Annotated in this window: 13 protein-coding genes; 5 read left to right on the top strand and 8 right to left on the bottom strand. The window is 66.5% G+C overall.

What is annotated here, in order from left to right:
* Positions 1–69: 69 nt before the first annotated feature.
* From ABMY26_RS33655 to ABMY26_RS33620, 8 genes are all read right to left on the bottom strand, one after another.
* The gene (locus tag ABMY26_RS33655) at positions 70–1,434 is read right to left on the bottom strand and encodes an RNA-guided endonuclease InsQ/TnpB family protein (RefSeq protein ID WP_372399798.1); all 1,365 of its coding nucleotides are present in this window, start codon (positions 1,432–1,434) and stop codon (positions 70–72) included.
* Positions 1,435–1,785: 351 nt separating this feature from the next.
* The gene (locus tag ABMY26_RS33650) at positions 1,786–3,615 is read right to left on the bottom strand and encodes a bifunctional serine/threonine-protein kinase/formylglycine-generating enzyme family protein (RefSeq protein WP_372399797.1); all 1,830 of its coding nucleotides are present in this window, start codon (positions 3,613–3,615) and stop codon (positions 1,786–1,788) included.
* Between the two features lie 81 nt (positions 3,616–3,696).
* Positions 3,697–4,815, bottom strand: coding sequence for an FHA domain-containing protein (locus ABMY26_RS33645; protein ID WP_372400517.1), 1,119 nt, complete (start codon positions 4,813–4,815; stop codon positions 3,697–3,699).
* A 413-nt stretch (positions 4,816–5,228) separates the two neighbouring features.
* Complete coding sequence (locus ABMY26_RS33640) at positions 5,229–6,896, bottom strand: bifunctional serine/threonine-protein kinase/formylglycine-generating enzyme family protein (protein ID WP_372399796.1); 1,668 nt, start codon at positions 6,894–6,896, stop codon at positions 5,229–5,231.
* Positions 6,897–6,914: 18 nt separating this feature from the next.
* Positions 6,915–7,784, bottom strand: coding sequence for a PP2C family serine/threonine-protein phosphatase (locus tag ABMY26_RS33635; RefSeq protein WP_372399795.1), 870 nt, complete (start codon positions 7,782–7,784; stop codon positions 6,915–6,917).
* The gene (locus ABMY26_RS33630; protein WP_372399794.1) at positions 7,784–9,040 is read right to left on the bottom strand and encodes a VWA domain-containing protein; all 1,257 of its coding nucleotides are present in this window, start codon (positions 9,038–9,040) and stop codon (positions 7,784–7,786) included. The genes ABMY26_RS33635 and ABMY26_RS33630 overlap by 1 nt, the downstream gene beginning before the upstream one ends.
* 98 nt (positions 9,041–9,138) lie before the next feature.
* On the bottom strand, positions 9,139–9,981 hold the full coding sequence (locus tag ABMY26_RS33625) for a hypothetical protein (protein WP_372399793.1): 843 nt from the start codon (positions 9,979–9,981) through the stop codon (positions 9,139–9,141).
* A gap of 183 nt (positions 9,982–10,164) precedes the next feature.
* Positions 10,165–11,853 carry a bifunctional serine/threonine-protein kinase/formylglycine-generating enzyme family protein gene (locus tag ABMY26_RS33620; protein WP_372399792.1) on the bottom strand — a complete coding sequence of 563 codons (1,689 nt, stop codon included), beginning with the start codon at positions 11,851–11,853 and terminating at the stop codon, positions 10,165–10,167.
* A 103-nt stretch (positions 11,854–11,956) separates the two neighbouring features.
* On the opposite strand from ABMY26_RS33620, the gene ABMY26_RS33615 reads away from it, so the two are divergent.
* From ABMY26_RS33615 to ABMY26_RS33595, 5 genes are all read left to right on the top strand, one after another.
* Positions 11,957–12,970 (top strand): hypothetical protein, encoded by a 1,014-nt coding sequence (locus ABMY26_RS33615; RefSeq protein ID WP_372399791.1) that lies wholly within the window; start codon positions 11,957–11,959, stop codon positions 12,968–12,970.
* A 16-nt stretch (positions 12,971–12,986) separates the two neighbouring features.
* On the top strand, positions 12,987–13,544 hold the full coding sequence (locus ABMY26_RS33610; RefSeq protein WP_372399789.1) for a hypothetical protein: 558 nt from the start codon (positions 12,987–12,989) through the stop codon (positions 13,542–13,544).
* A gap of 14 nt (positions 13,545–13,558) precedes the next feature.
* A complete protein-coding gene (locus ABMY26_RS33605; protein ID WP_372399788.1) occupies positions 13,559–14,158 on the top strand; it encodes a hypothetical protein in 600 nt (199 codons plus the stop codon).
* A 3-nt stretch (positions 14,159–14,161) separates the two neighbouring features.
* Positions 14,162–15,604, top strand: coding sequence for a serine/threonine-protein kinase (locus ABMY26_RS33600; RefSeq protein WP_372399787.1), 1,443 nt, complete (start codon positions 14,162–14,164; stop codon positions 15,602–15,604).
* Between the two features lie 74 nt (positions 15,605–15,678).
* Positions 15,679–16,002: a nucleotidyltransferase family protein gene (locus ABMY26_RS33595; protein WP_372399786.1), complete on the top strand. Its 324-nt coding sequence runs from the start codon at positions 15,679–15,681 to the stop codon at positions 16,000–16,002.
* The last annotated feature ends 35 nt before the right edge of the window (positions 16,003–16,037 follow it).

Genomic DNA, 16,037 nt, shown 5'->3' with positions numbered 1-16,037 from the left:
CCGGCAGGACGAGGAGATCCCCGCCTTCTACGACGGCCCCGACCTGCTCGATCGCGCCGACAAGGGACTCTACGGCGTCTTTCCGGCTGACCTGAACGAGGAGGAGCTCGCCTTCGCGCGCCTGCTCGACCAGGACCAGACCGGGACGGTGCTCTGGTGGCTGCGCAACGTGGAAAACGCCCGGTGGGCGGTCACCATCGTGCTGCCGAACGGGCGTCGGCACTTTCCCGACTTCGTCGTCGGCATCGACGCCCGGCGGAAGTCCAGGGACGGCATCGCCCTGGCCGAGGTGAAGGACGACGGCCGGACCGGGCGCCTGTTCAGCACGGTGAACACCGACAAGGTGCGCACCGAACACACGAACCGATCCCGAGAGACACGGCCGTGCGGCAGACCTGCCGTCTCTGGGGAATCCTTGGGGTGCTGTCCGCAGCACGAGCAGGTCTGGCTGGTGTAGGCCGGGTTGACCGCCACCAGCTTCCCGCCGTGCCGCTTCACCTTGTACTCGAGCATCCGCCGCACGGTTCCCGGCGCGACGTCGAGCATTGCCCTGTTCAGCCCGGCCTTGGCCTTCACGTTCACGCCGGGTTCCTCGACGGTCCCCGCAGCGGAGGCCGTCATGTTCCTCACCTTCAGATCCTCGACCACGACCAGCCGGTACGACCGGGCGATCATGGCCGTCGCCTTGTGCAGGCCGTCCTGGCGTCTCCACCGCAGCTTCGCCTCGAAGCGGGCCAGCGCCTGTCGGGCCTTGGCCCGGTTGCGGGAGCCCTTCTTCTTCCGGGCCAGGCTCTTCTGGAGGCGGGCCTTGCGGCGCATCTCCTCCGGCGTGACGCGCGGCAGGTCATGCGCGACCCCGTCGGACTGGACGATCGGTTGGGCCACGCCCAGGTCCAGGCCGACGGCGGTGCCGGTCGGCGCCTGCCGGACCCGGCGACGGAGGGAGACGCAGATCGAGGCGTACCAGCAGTCGCCGTCACGGCTGACGGTGATGTTGCGCACCTGCCCCTGGACGGGCCGATGGGCTCGCATGTCGACCTTTCCAACCTTGGGCAGGTCGACGAAGTCCGGGCCGACTTCGAACTGGTTGTAATCGGGGAAGCGGAAGGAGTCCTCGCCGCGATGCTTGGACTTGAACCTGGGGAAGCCCGCCTGGCCGGAGAAGAACCTGGCGAACGCCTTGTCCAGATCGCGCAGGGTCTGCTGGAGGCAGTGGCTGGGTGCCTCGGCCAGCCACTCCACCTCGCGGCGCAGGTCCTTCAGTTCGGCCGCCTGGGCCTTGAAAGAGATGAACCGTCCGCGGCGCCCGTAGGTCTGGCGCTGTTCCAGCGCCAGGTTCCAGACGACCCGGCAGCAGCCCGCCGTAGGCCGGAAGAATTCCTCCTGCGCCGGGGTGGGGTAGAGCCGGAAACGGTGTGCCTGGATGAGCCGCATGTCCTGAGCATGCGGTCGCCGCTTGCAAGGGACGCGCTTTGCGCGGTCTGCCTTACTCCGTCCTGAAGGACCGAGCTTGCGGCGGGCGGCATCGGATCAATTATATCCTCCCTGACTGGGCCTTGTGTTCCGCGACAATCAACCCCCAGACAAAGGATCCTTCAGCCGGAAGCGGACCATAGCACGCTGCCGGTAACAACCCTTTCCAAACGGTCTCCAGTGCCCCGAACTCGGGTTAACTTCCGCGAACGCCAAGGGAACAAATACGGCCAAGCCTGAGCCAGAAAAACAACCAATGGATATGTTGACTTGAACTCATAAGAGTGAGTCACCACCGTGTGGTGCAGCTCGTTAACCCGAGTTCGGAGCCCTGAAACGGTCTCTGAGTGTTATGGCAACACGGAATCCGACTTCTGGTCCAGGCAGATAGGTTCTCATATCGCGACTCGCCGAGCGGAGGTTCCAAGGGGAGCTGTTCCAAGAACCTCCCCGCGCGACGTGGTTCATCGTGTTATCGTCCACCGTGTGGGCAGAGCCGTCCGACGGAGCGCCGTCGTAGTTCCCCCCCTGCCAAGCGTCCTCGCACGCTTCCCTGACATTGCCGTGAACTTGGTACAAACCATAGGGGTTCGGCGAGAAGTTCCGGACCGGCACCGTCCGCTGCCGAAATTCTCCCGTCGACTCACCGTTATAGTACGCGTAGCTCCCATTGTAGTTTGCCTGCGACGACGTGATGGTCCCACCCCACCAGAAGGGTGTGTCCGTCCCGCCGCGGCACCCGTACTCCCATTCCGCTTCCGATGGCAGGCGGTATCGGTCCGAACGGCCGCTTAACCCAAGCCGACCGTTAAGCCAGTCCAGGTATTTCTTAGCGTCAGTCCAGGACACGTTGATAACGGGCCGATCTCCGCGGCCCCATCCCTCGTCATACGGTCGACGCCCGCCGTCCGCTGCGTACGCGTCCCATTCCGAGAAGCTCACTGCACACTCTCCAAGTGCCAGATCGTATCCGATCCGTACCTGGTGGCGGGGACCCTCAGTGGGATCCCGCCCCGGCTCGCGCTCCTCGGAACCCATCCAGAATCCGCCCCGTGGCAACACTACCATCCGGGGCGCAATCTCCGCGTCCTGAAACACACACCCCGGACGCATCCATTTCCCAGAATGAACCCGCCAGGGAACTGGGGAGTTTGGGGAAGACTGAACGACGGCGGCCACGGCCGCCGTTATTCCCGCTCCCGCCAAGCCCGACACCCCTGCCACGATCAGGTCACGGCGACGAAGGCCAGTCGGTGGCGTCACATGGAAAGGAGTCGCCTCTGAGGACTGAGGTTGCGCTTCCTCCGTCACCAGTCGCGCCGTCCAACGCTGCTCCGGGTCCTTCTCCAGGCATCCTCGGACGATTCGCTCGACCGCAGGGGGAAGCGGCGGCAAGGGCAGTGGCTGTGGGCCGTGCAGGGCTTTCGCTCGATCACGAGCATTGAGCCCTGCCATGGGATGCGTGCCGACGGACGCCCACGCCAGGACAATCCCAAGCGCCCACATGTCCCACGCCGGGACCGGCTCGTTCTCGTACGAGCATTCGGGAGGCACGATGTCGGGCGGTTTGATCAGAGCCTCGTAGGGCCCCGACGAGAACGGGTGGGCAATGCTGAAGTCGGACAGCTTCCACTTACCGCCCACGCGAAGAACATTGGGCGGTCGGATGTCACGATGCACGATCTTCTTCTCGTCGTGCAGGTAGGCCAGCCCCAAGGCAAGGGAACGCGCTAGGTCTATGATTTCCGCCTTCGTGATTGCCTCCTTGCCGAGCACGTCTTCGAGCGACGATTCCGCGAGTTCCATCGCGAAGAAGATCGCCTGATGGTTGTAGCCTTTCCAGGCCAGGGTTAGCTTCTCGGGAACGCCCACCATGCGGACGATGCTCTCGTGCGACACCTCGGCAATGCGCCGGACCTCCCGCATCGCGTAGCCGCCGTCATCACCCTCGACGATTAGAATCTTCACCGCCACCGAGGCACCAAAGACCTCATTGTCCATAACAGGCATCGCTCGGTATACAGAGCCGAACGATCCCGAGCCTAGGAACCCGACCAGTTGGTAGTTGCCAGCGTTCGTCCCGACGAGCGACCGCCAGAAATCACTGTCGTCCTGGATGCGGACTTCCTTCATTTCGCTCATCGATCCACTCTCCGCTTGCTGTCCGCTGCTCCGATGCCCACCGCGCAGTGGGCGTTCAAGCTCTACCCCGAGACGCCGAAATCACCGTCCCAGCAGATCCTCGGTCCCGCGCAGGACCGGGGCGGCCGCCGCGGTTTCCGCTGACACCGCCCGCAGCAGAGCGTCCACCCCGGCCTGGATTTTGGCGTAGTCGGCCAGCGCGGCGTCGGCCTCGCGCCGGGCCGCTAGGACTGGCAGGAGTGCACGCTGCGCCTCAGCCTCCGCCCGCCGCGCCCCGGCCGCCCTGAGACGGTCCGACAGATCGCCGCGCACCGCTCGGGTCTGCTCCACCCCTTCGGCCAAACTCAGCCGCTCGGCCTCCATCGCCAGCAGCCGTCCGTCCAGGACCGCCGCCAACGGGAAGGTCTCCCCCGCCACTAGGACCGGGTAGCGCGCCGCCGTCCGCGCCGCTCGCAAGGCCGCGAGCCGCACGTCATGCGCGGTCAGTCGCTGTTCGCGTTCGGCCACCGCCGCGTCCGTGCGCCGCAGCGCGCCGGACAGGCGGGCCGACAGATCGCCGAGCTCGGCCATCCGGACCGACAGGCGGTCCGCCATCGACCGCCCGCAGGCGTCGGGGAAAGCCTCGCACCCGGCTGGCGTCCAGTTGCCGGTCACGAGGTCCGGCACCCCCGGCATGGCGGCCGCCCCCGCCACCGAGGCGGCGATCACCCCGATTGCCGTCAGCACCCGCCACGAGGGCTTGCGCATGGGCGAACGGGCCTGCTCGGGCGTGGGCGAAGGCGCTGACGGCGAGGACGCGGCGGGTGCCTGGCTGTCGGCCCGCCCCGGCTCGGAAACGTTCAGGACGACGCGCCCGATGCGCAGCTCGTCGCCGTCTCGCAGGAGCCGTGGCGGCTCGGTGGGGTCGGGAAGGGCCGTCCCGTTGACCGACGAACCGTTTGCACTGCCGAGATCGCGAGCCGCGTAGCCCGAGGGTACCAGTGCTATCTCGACGTGACGGCGCGACAGGCTGGGCTTGGCGCCGATATCGGACGCAGACAGGTCGATGTCAGGGAAGATGCGGTTCATGGGGTCGGTTCGGCCGATCACGACGACGGCCTGCCGGATCGTGTACTGGGCACCCTTGGTCAGTCCCTCTGCGACCGTCAGCCGGAGCGGGGGTGGGCCATCGGTGCGCGCATCATCTTCACTGCGGGGCATCATCGCGGGCGTCCTTTCGCGCTTTGGCATCGGGTCAGGGAAAGCCGCCCGCTGGGGGCGAACGGCCGAGGGCGATCAGAGGCTAGCGGTTTTGGAAAGCCGGGTGAACGCTGCGCTGATGGCTGCGATCGCGGCCGGGTTCGCCAGGACCGCGCGCGTCGGGTTCCTGGTCGTCTCCGCCAGAGATTTCAGGGCCACTGCCCCATAGTCGCGTTCATCGCCGTCTCCTGCTCGAGGCTTCGGGCCGCTGCCTGGCCCGTCACTCCTATTCCCGTGGGGAAATCGAAAGAGGAGGCGGAGAAAAAATGGGGCGTCGTGGCGCTTGGCGTTGGACACCCCGCCGACTCGAAATCCCGAGCAGGCTTAGATTAGCCTACTGTAGTTCGTGCTGGCGCTGATGCGTGTCTCGCTGGTTAGGATGGCAGTGTTCGGGCAACACGAAATCCACACACCTCAAAGCCGCCATTGGAGCCGGTATCGGGGTGTTCCTGAAAGCGGTACGCTGAATCTACGCTGTGATCAAAGCAGTAAGCTCCTCCACGATAAACCCCAAAGCCGTCAGTGCTTTCGTCTGGAACCATCCACGCCGAACCATCAATCGGCGCTCCATAATAAAAGTCGTGCCAAACATCCTCACACCATTCGCCTATATTTCCAAGAGTCTGGTATAGACCAAAATAGTTTGGCGCATATCTGCGCACGGATACTGTCTTTCTCTCCGACATCGACCCACTAATATTCAATAAATTCGTGTCAAGTCTATTACCCCACCAATATTTAGTATTCGTGCCACTACGACTAGAATATTCCCACTCCGCCTCAGAAGGCAGGCGATAACGATAAGATGATTCCATCATTCCGAGGCGATCATTTAGCCAATCAAGGTAATGTTGCGCATCGGATTTGCTAATATTAATAACTGGCATGTCGCCGCGACCCCAGCCGCTATCATCCCGCTCTGGGCCGCCATCGCTGACAAAAGCGTCCCACTCAGCGAATGTCACTGCGCATTCACCCATCGCTATATTATAGTCGATGTTAACATAATGGTAGGGTATTGCGTCATCACCTAAATAAGATCGTTCGCTTTCAGGCATTCCCATCCAGAATCCGCCGCGTGGCAAGACAACCATCCGAGGCGCGATTTCCGCATCTTGGAAAACACAACCAGGACGCATCCAAATTCCTGCATGAACACGCCATGGCGTAACAGGAGCCTCAGCCTTCATGTGGTGCGGACTTGGCGGGCTGGCCCCCGTTTCCACGGCCCCGTTGGCATCGACCAAGCGTCGGGTCGTCCACCGCCGCCCCGGTTCCTTGTCCAGGCATCCCTGGATCGCGGCCTCCACCCCCGCCGGAAGTGACGGCAGCGGCAGCGGTTCGTCTCCGCCCAGCAGAACGTACAGCTTGCGCTCGGTCAGATTCCGCCAGGGATGCGCGCCCACAACCGCCTCCAACGCCGTCATTCCCAACGCCCATGCGTCCCAGCTCGCCTTCGGAGCCGGATCGTCCAGGCTTTCGGGCGACAGGTATAGCGTCGTGCCCTTCAGCTGCGCGTAGTACCCTTCCACCGTCCGCCTCGTCAGGCCGAGATCGCCCAGCTTCCACACCTCGCCGACCTTCAGGATGTTGCTTGGCTTCACGTCCCGGTGCACCAGATCACGTTCGTGCAACCACGCCAGCGCGGCCCCGATCTGCCGGAGCAGCGTCCGGGTCTCGGCCTCGCTCAGCGGACCCCGAGTCAGGCGGGTATGCAGCGTTTCCGTCCCCAGCTCCATCGCGAACCAATAGACGCGCCCCGATCGGCCGTCGGCATCACGCACCTCCACCTCGCCGGGGTGGCCCAGAACCTCGACCAGATGCGGATGACGCAGGGCGGCCGCGTTCTCCAGCTCCCGCACCGGCTCCTTCGTGTCCAGCTTCACCGGATCGATCACCTTCACCGCCACCGGCTTGGCGATCACCCGATCGCCCACCACCACCTCCGCCCGGTAGACCGCACCGAAGCCGCCCTGACCCAGCAAGGCGCCCAGATGGTAGCTCCCGATCTTCGACCCTGACAGCTTGCCGACATTCACCATCGCCACGAGTCCTCAGACTTATTCGCCGCCGTCGCCCACGCGAACCACCACGATCCCGATGTTGTCAGGCCCGCCGCCGTCGATCGCGGCCTGGAGCCAGCGATCGCGCGCGGCCGTGGCGTCCTCCGAGACGCCGTCATCCGGTTCATCGAGCGCCACCACGCCCCACAGGCCGTCGCTGCACAGGAGCACGGTGTCGCCGGAGGCGAGGCGGCGGAACGCGGGCTGCTCCCCGATGGGGGCGGACACCTTGCCGTCATCGTCCTCCACGGTCTCCCATTCCGGCTCGACCGTGATCTGGCCGTCCTCGCCGCCCAGCGTAGAAAACAGGGTGTTGCGCTGGCGCTGGGTCGCCTCGGCCTCGGACTTGATGCGGCCGGTCTCGAGGTAGATCTGCGCGAGGCTCTGATCGCGGGTCCGGTAGAAGCCCCCGCCAGCCTGGAGATGGTACAGGCGGCTGTCGCCGGTGTAGGCGTGGATGAAGCCGTCCGGCGCCAGCACCGCCGCCACCAGCGTGGTGGCGCCGGGGCGGTGGCCCGCGGCCTGCGCCTCCGCCCGGATGCGGTCGTCGATGGCGCCGAAAGCCGCAACCAAGGCCCGGTGCGCCGCGTCCCAGTCGGCCGGGGCGCCCCTGTCGGCCCAGGTCTCCGCCAGCTCCCGGATACCCGCCGCGGCGACGACCGAGGCAGCACCGCCGTGGCCGTCGCCGCCCAAGCCGTCGGCGACGGCAGCCACCACCGCCTCCGTCCCGTCCCACCACGGCACGATGTGGACCGCCACCGAATCCTCGTTCGCCTCGCGTACCGTCCCCTGGTCCACCACCCAGGCGAAGGACAGGGGACCGCAGGCCCCCTCGTCGATGCGTCGTCCGCTCTCCGCCATCGTCATCAACCCTTCCGTCTGGATGTTTTCCGGCTCCGGGCCGCCTGATAGACGCGGCTCAGCCGATCGTCCGCTGCGAAGCCTCTCGCCTTCAGATCCCCGCTAATCCGGGCCGCGTCCTCCGCAAGGTCCAGGCGTCCGACGCGGCGTGCCAGCTGCTCGATCTCGCTGGCCAGGACCACCGACCGCATCGGATCGTTGCTGCGGCGCAGGTCGTGGGTCATCTCGTTGAGGAGCCACTCCGTATGAGCATCATCCACCTCGCTGTCCTTCTGCTCAATCAGGCTGAACTCGCGGGTGAAGTTGACGGTCGCCGATGCCTCAAAGCGCTTTCCGCAGGCATCGACGGACACGTGGGCGACCTCCCTCGCTTCCTGCCGCCAGCTGTCGCCGGGGGCCGGTACGAACAGGCGCACCAGGAAGTCGTTGTCGCACGCCTCCAGCTCGCCGAGCAGCGCGCTCCATTCGTCGCCGCTGCCGCTGAGCGTCAGCTTCCTGTAGAGCGGCTTGATGCGGCAGGCGCTGTCGATGCGCACATTCTTGTGGACCTCCTTCCGCCCATCCTTGGCCAGGCGGAGCCGTATGGTCGCGCCCGTGTCGACGACGGCCTGCGCCGGAGCCAGGAGCTCCAGGAGCCGCCCGGCCAGCGCGTCGCCGGTCTCCGCCTGGAGGAACGCCCCGCCGCCGAGCTCGCACAGGTCGAACAGCAAGCCGGAGTGGAACGCCGAGGCCGGGCCCAGCCCGATCGCGGCCAGGGTGATGCCGCGCGCCGCCAGCGCGTCGGCTTGCCGCCACAGGCCGGAGAAGTCCGTGACCTGGCGCCGGGCGGCATCGTAAGGATAGCCGTCGGTGACGAGCACCGCCAGGCGCGCCGACGCGGCATGTCCGTCGGTTATCGCCGCCAGGCGGTCAAGGGCCAGGTCGATCCGGGTGCCGTAGCCGGTCGTGATATCGCGCAGCGCGCGGTCGAGCACCGCGGCCACCTCGCTGCCCGGCACCCGGTTCACGATCGGCAGGGTCTCGCCGTGAAAGATGCCGAGGCTCAGGCGGTCCTCCGGCCGCAGGGAGCGGGCGACGATGCCGCAGGCTTCCTTCGCCCGCTCGAACATCGTGCCGCGCATCGAGGAACTGGCGTCGAGCATTACCGCCACCTCCAGCGGCCGACGCGCGCGGGCCGACTCCGGCGTCAGCCGGATGCGCAGGACGCGGGTTTCGTCGGACAGGATGTTCTGGTGGGGGCGGTCGAAGGAGAGCTTCAGCATGGCCTGCCGTCCGTTGGTTTCCGCGGTCTCGCGTTGATTCGCCGGGCTTGCGTAGGTGGAAGGAGGGCCGCCCGCCAGGGGCGAGCGGCCATGTACCATCACAGATTACCGGTTTCGAGGAAGCGGGTGAACGCCGAGTTTTCGGTGAGGGATGCCGCCTGGTTCGCCTGGGACGAGCGCATCAGGTCCTCGGTGGTCCCCATCAAAGTCTTGAGGTCGTTGACCTGGCGCTCGCTCGACAGCAGCGTGTCGTCGATGCTGGAGATCGCCCCGGAGACGTCGGCCAGGACGCCGTTGGCGCTCACCAGGACCAGCTTCGCCGGGATAATGGCCAGGGCAGAGGTCACCTCCCCGCGGCTGATCAGCAGCTCATCAAGGCGCTTGCGCAGGTTCTCGTGCTGGCTGCGGGCCTGGCCGAGGACCGCCGTGAGCGACTCGCGCTCGCGGAACAGCAGGTTCAACTGCGTCAGCAGCGCTTCCTTGTTTGGGTACGTCCGGCCGACGAAGGGGATGGGCTTCGCCGGGTCGGTTGCCTGCTGAACCAGGTTGCGGCCCTCCTTGAGCAGCAAGTCGTTCTGGGCGACCACCACCTGGCGTTCGCTGATGATCGCCGCCACCCGCTCGGTCTGGCCGCGTACAGCCTCGACCGCCGTTCCGATGGCGCCCTTGGCCTTCTCCAGGCTGGCCGCCCGCGCCTTCAGGCAGGGCTCGGGCGAGGCGCGGCAGGCATCCTCCGTCCAGCCACCGGTGGCATCGCGCACCCACGACCCCACCGTCCCCACCACGCCACCGGCGCCGCCCGCCGGGAACACCGCCGCCATGCCCAGCACCGCCGCCGCGGCGACCAGCGCAGGCTTGGCGAAGCGGAGCAGCGCCCCACTCAGCGCGACGCCCGCGACAGCCACGGCCGCCACCAACAAAATCACGTCCATCGTCGTCATCGCCCGTCTCCGTTAGAGGCTCCGGGCCGCCGCTCGGCCCGTTACCCCCTTCCCGTGGGGAATTCGGAGGAGGGAGACGAAAAAAATTCAAAAGCCGCTACGAGCGGCGGTACCGGGTACGGGAGGTGCTTCCTGACGGCCGGTTTAGCTAAGAGATAGAACGGGTTCACGGCAGTTGAAGGCTTACGAGGAAAGTGTTCTGGCAACGCGGAGGCCGTTGACGTAGGCCCGGGGACCGGGTTCACTGGCCCGCCGGAATGCGGACCGTAGGCTCTTTGGATTGCTGTACCAGGAGCCTCCGCGCAGGACGCGGTGGCCGTGCTCGCCACCTGCGACCCAGGCCGAGCCGTCCGCCGGGGCGCCGTTGTAGTGTCCGTGCCAGACATCCTCGCACCACTCGAGGACATTCCCGTGGACCTGGTACAGCCCGTAGGGATTCGGCGAGAAGCTCCGGACCGGGACGGTCTGCTGCCGGTACCTCGCCTTCAGTCCACCGCCAGCATACAGATAGTTCCCATCGTAGTTCGCCTGGGACGGCGTGATTTCCCCACCCCACCAGAACGCTGTTTCCGTTCCGGCCCTCCCTGCATATTCCCACTCGGCCTCCGACGGCAGGCGATACCGATCTGGCCGCCCCTTCAATCCGAGTCGAAGGTTCAGCCAGTCCAGGTACTTCTGAGTGTCGGCCCAGGAAACGTTGATGACCGGCCGATCCTCGCGGCCCCAGCCCTGGTCGCCCGGGCGGTAGCCACCGTCGCGCGCGTAAGCGTCCCATTCCGAAAAACTGACTGCGCACTCGCCTAGAGCCAAGTCGTAACCAATCCGCACCCGGTGACGCGGGGCTTCGTCGGCATAGTGCGATATCTCATCTGCCTTCGACCCCATCCAGAACTCCCCCCGCGGCAGCACCACCATCCGCGGGGCAACGTCACCGTCCTGGAACACGCAGCCGGGGAGCTTCCAGGCTCCGGAGTGAACGCGCCACGGCGAACCGGGCTCTGGGCTCGCCGCCGTTGCCGCTATTGAAGCATGCGGGCCCGACACGCTGGCTCTGTCGGCTGACGTCCCCTCAGCGAGACGCTGCGCCGTCCACCGCCGTCTCGGCTCCTTGTCCAGGCATCCCCGAACCACGTCCTCCACGCCCTTTGGCAGCTTCGGCAGCGGCAGCGGCTCGTCGTCGCCCAGCAGCACGAACAGCTTGCGCTCGGTCAGATGACGCCACGGATGGCTCCCAGTAACCGCCTCCAAAGCGGTCATGCCCAACGCCCACACGTCCCAGCATGCCTTGGGCGCCGGATCGTCGAAGCTCTCCGGGGACAGATACAGCGTCGTACCCTTCAGCTGCGCGTAGTACCCGTCCACCGTGCGGCGCGTCAGACCGAGGTCGCCCAGCTTCCACACATCGCCGACCTTCAGGATGTTGCCCGGCTTCACGTCCCGGTGCACCAGATGGCGGCCGTGCAGCCAAGCCAGCGCGGCCCCTATCTGCCGGAGCAGCGTATGAGTCTCGGCGTCGCTCAGCGCTCCCCGCGCCAGGCGGGCGTGCAGCGTCTCCGTACCCAGTTCCATCGCAAACCAGTAGACATGCCCCGATTGGCCATCGGCATCCCGCACCTCCGCCTCACCGGGATGGCCGAGAACCTCTACCAAGTGTGGATGGCGCAGTTCCGCGGCGTTCTCGAGCTCTCGCAGCGGTGATTTCGAGTCGAGCTTCGCCGGATTGATTACCTTCACCGCTACCGGCTTGGCGATCGCCCGGTTACCTACGACCACGTCCGCCCGGTAGACGGCCCCGAAGCCACCCCGGCCCAGCAGGGTGCTCAGGTGGTAGCTCCCGATTCGCACGCCCGACAGCTTCTCCACATCCACCATTGCGAAATGCCACCCCATCGATCGTTGCAATTTTTTCGCGTCATGCCGCTCCGCTTCCCCACGGTATACGGATGGGTATGCCACCCGGAAGGAGGATTTTGCGATGAATAAGAGAGAGGATGAACGCTTCTGGCTGCATCACTCGCGGGGCTGGAAGACCCTCGGCAGGAAGCTGAGGCGCGCCGCAGAGGACGCGATCGACATCCTGCGCAGCTATTGCAGCCTGTCCAATGACGATACAGCGGGGAAGTGGGTGATTGCTGACCGGTACGTGAAGTCGGTGATGGCGGAAATCGACACCCGCGCGGCGCGGAGCGGGGCCGAGCGTGAACTCGACGGCAAGGCCGGGGAAGCCGCTGACCATGGTCTCGCCAACGAGACGGCCAGGGATGCGGCCGAGCGAGAGAGGTTGCGCAGGCCGTGGGTCTGGGCGCTCCGCCTGTTCGAACGGCCCGGGAAGCTCGTCGAGGCGCTGACGGAAAGCCAGCCCGCGATCTGCGGCCGCAAGGATGGGGTCAAGCCGGAGGCGGCCCTGGCAACCACGTTGCGGACGTGGTCCGAAGATGTGCGCGCGCAGCTTATCTCCCCGAATGCGCCGAACCGGCTGCGGGTATGGAAGGAAATCCTCAAGTCCGACCAACAGGTGGAGGCGCTGTACGGGCCTTCGGAGCATCCGCTCGATGACGGACACCTCTTGCTCGTCCACGATATCAATATGGTCAAGGTCAAGGCGGGCAACAACAACCTGCCGCGGACGATTGAGACGCTGAGTGATTACTACTACGAGTTCGACGAGCGCTGCCGCGCGGCATCCATGACCATGGAAGACGGAAACGGCATCGACGACCCTGAATGGTCGTTCGACGAGGTCCAGGCCACCATCCGCGCCAGCGACATCACCGTCCGGCTGCGGGAAGCGCTGATGAAGTTGCCGACGAAGGTACGCCCTGCCTTCGAGCATTGGATGTCGCTCCAGCTCCGGGACATCAGCAGCGGAGAGTGTACCGATGAAATCGATCGCTTCTGCAAGGAACACGGCTTGAAGAAGGCCGAATACCGCCGACGCGTCGACGAAGCCAAGAACCGGCTGCGCGACGCGCTCGAAGACTTGATCTGAACGGAAGGCAACAGCCATGAACACCGACAAGCAGAACCTGCTCCTCATCGCCGCCGCGTTCGACGCGCAGCCGTGGGACTCCTTCGCCTCGGTCCCGGACGTCGACCGTTACGCCCGCGCCCTGTCTGGCGAGGCCCCGCTGTCGGACGCCGAGAAGCGCCAGCTGATGCGCTCCCCGGCCGCCCGGACGAACTTCCTCGAGGCACGCCAGGAGCGGATCGACGCGACCGCCGCCCACTGGGCCGCCTCCCGCTTCACCACCGAGGGCTGGCGCCAGGCCGCCGCCTCGTCCGGCGCGACGACGGCGATGGTCCAGGCCACCGATTTCACCTTGACCGTCCAGCGCGACGATTCCGACCCCGACGAGCCGGACTGGATCCTCGTGCTCACCCTCAGCGAGCGGCTGCGGACAGCGCTGCCCGCCGGGTCGCGTGTTCGCGCCGTCGATACCGGCGGCGTGACCTGGCTCGAGGGCGAGCCGGACGCCACCCGCATCGTCTCCGGGCTCTGGTCCCACGACGGCACACCAATCGAACGCCTGAAAACGTTCGGCATCCGCATCGAACCCGCGTAATCGGAGGCAGGGCCATGGTGAAGGTGTTCTTCCCGATGACCGGGGACGAGGATCTGGCGACAGTGACTTGCGTGCCCAACGACACGCCCCAGCCGACGGACCCGGTCGCCCAGGTCATCGGACACCTGGACTGGACGAAGGGCGTGCTCACGACGTTGACGGCGGCGCGTTCGGGCACCGGCCACGACATCGGCCGCAAGGTCAAGGTCAAGTTCCGGCAGGCGGAGAACTGCGGCGGTAACAGCTACCAGCTCGCCCTGGCCGTGTCCGACCGCATGCTCCTGGAGGGCGCACCGCCGCCGGGCAATGGCCGCGTGTTCGCGACGGGAGAGATCGACCCGGCGGGCGAAGGCGCCGTCCTGGCGATCGATGGACTCGACGCCAAGATCGAGCTGCTCCTCGAACGGGCCGACCCCGGCGATGTCTTCGCCTTCCCCCTGAAGAATCTCCAGAAGCCCCAGGAGGTCACGCAGAAGACATTGGACGGCTTGGCCGCCCTGCGCGAGCGCGGCCTCATTGTCTGCCCGGTGGGGCACATCGAGGAGCTCGGTTTCCTCTGGGCGGCCGAGAAGTCCGTGGCGTCCGGCGGGTCGGTCGCCACGGGGCCGGTGTGAGCGATGGAGCCCACCGCGGGAGCAGGCGGCCTCGCGGTGGACATCCCGGATGAGAGGAGCCTCCTCGTGGATTCACGGCAAGTTTTCGACACCAGGATGGAAAGCCCGACCGGGCCGGTTCCCGAGCTCACGGCGGGTTCTCATGATGCACAAGAGGGGGCGGGGAAGATGATTGATGTGAAATGGCTCCAGGGCGTGCGGCTGGGGAGCTACGTCCTCGGCGACCGGCTGGGGCATGGGTACTTCGGTGCGGTCTACACGGCCGAAGTGGTGGTCGGCGGCGAGGTCGTCGCGAAACCGGTCGCGGTGAAGGTGCTCAATCCAGCCCTGCTCGACCCCGGCGACCCGATGCGCGAGCTGCGCAACGCCATGCATCTGCGACATCCCCACCTGATCGCGGTGGAAGGGCACCCCGGCGAGACAGTGGTGACCGTGCACGGCGTCACGGGTTCGGTGTTCTGGTTCGCGATGGAACGGGCCGAGAGCACGCTCGCCGCCCGCCTCGAGCGGGAACCGCTTACCGATATGGAGATCGATGCCCTGATCCGGCAGGTCGGCGGCGCCCTGGCGTGGCTGCATCGCGAAGGGTGGGTGCACCGGGACGTGAAACCCGGCAACATCCTGCGGGTCGGCGGCGTATGGAAGCTGGGCGACCTCGGGTTGGCGCGGATGGCGGTCGACGGTCCCTATACCCAGGCCAAGGGCACGACGGTCTACCTCGCCCCCGAGAGCTTCGAGAACCCGGCGCCGCAGCCGTCCTGGGACGTCTGGGCGTTCGGCTTGACTTTGCTCGTCGCCTTTGGCGGACAGCACCCCGCCGACGGGAAGTCGGACCGGGAATGGGTCGAGACGCTGTTCGCGGCGGCCCCGCTGCCGTCGCTCCCCCTCCCCTTCAAGCTGGAGGAAATCGTGGCGGGCTGCCTGGAGAAGGCACCCAGACGCCGATGGACGGCGCAGAGGCTAGCGGCACTGCCATACCACGCGCTGCGCCACCCAAAGCTGGCAGCCTGGGCGTACGAGCGGGGCGGCATCGATCACCCGGACTGGCACGGCAGCCACCTGGCCACCGCCGCGTCACGGTCGCCGGAAGACACCCAGGGTTTCGCCGAGTGGCAGGCGGACGTCGAAGCCCCCACGGGCGCGGCCCTCACCCGTGGCATGTGGATCAAGCAGTCCGACACCGGGCGCCTGTTCGCCGTCCGCTTCCGCCCCGATGGCACCTTCCACGAGGTCGATGTCACTTCCGATGGCCCGACCATCACCGGCCGCTGGTCACGGATCAGCGACCAGCTGCTCACCTACGTCATCTTTCAAGACGTCCACTACCATCTCCACTGGCTCGTCCGGACCTCCGGCACTGGCCATCACGGCATCGAATATCTCGACGACTCCTGCGCCCCGGCCGCTCACTTCACCATCCGCCACTATGAGGACTTCCCCGGCTGACCGGCGCGGCCTCGTTGCGCCCCAGGCAGGAGGGGAAGCGCAGGCGGATGCCGTGCACAAGGCACGCGGTCTGCGTGAGTGCCCTTGCTGGATTGTACGGCAGCGTGGCCCGCGGCGAGGACCGCCCAGACAGCGACCTGGACGTCGCCGTGGTCGCAGTGGAAGAGGGCCTGGAGAAGGCTGTCGGCGCGGTCCGCGACGCCCTCCATCCGGCCGGAGAGACACTCGGCTTCTCGCCCTCGGTCGTCGGCCTCGGAACCGGGGACGTCGAGCGGCTGGCCTGGGAGAATGACCCCTGGTGGACCGGCGTGGCCGCCGACGCCCTCGCTGTCTTCGGGCCGCGCCCCGACGAGATCGAGCGTCCCAGCGGCACCCGCGACGGGAGGGCCGCGGCATGACCATGACGGGGACAGGAAAGAACGTAGACGCCTCC

It is taken from the genome of Azospirillum sp. HJ39 (genome assembly GCF_041507355.1).
Lineage (GTDB): Bacteria > Pseudomonadota > Alphaproteobacteria > Azospirillales > Azospirillaceae > Azospirillum > Azospirillum thiophilum.
This window is presented reverse-complemented; position numbering and strand designations above follow the sequence as displayed.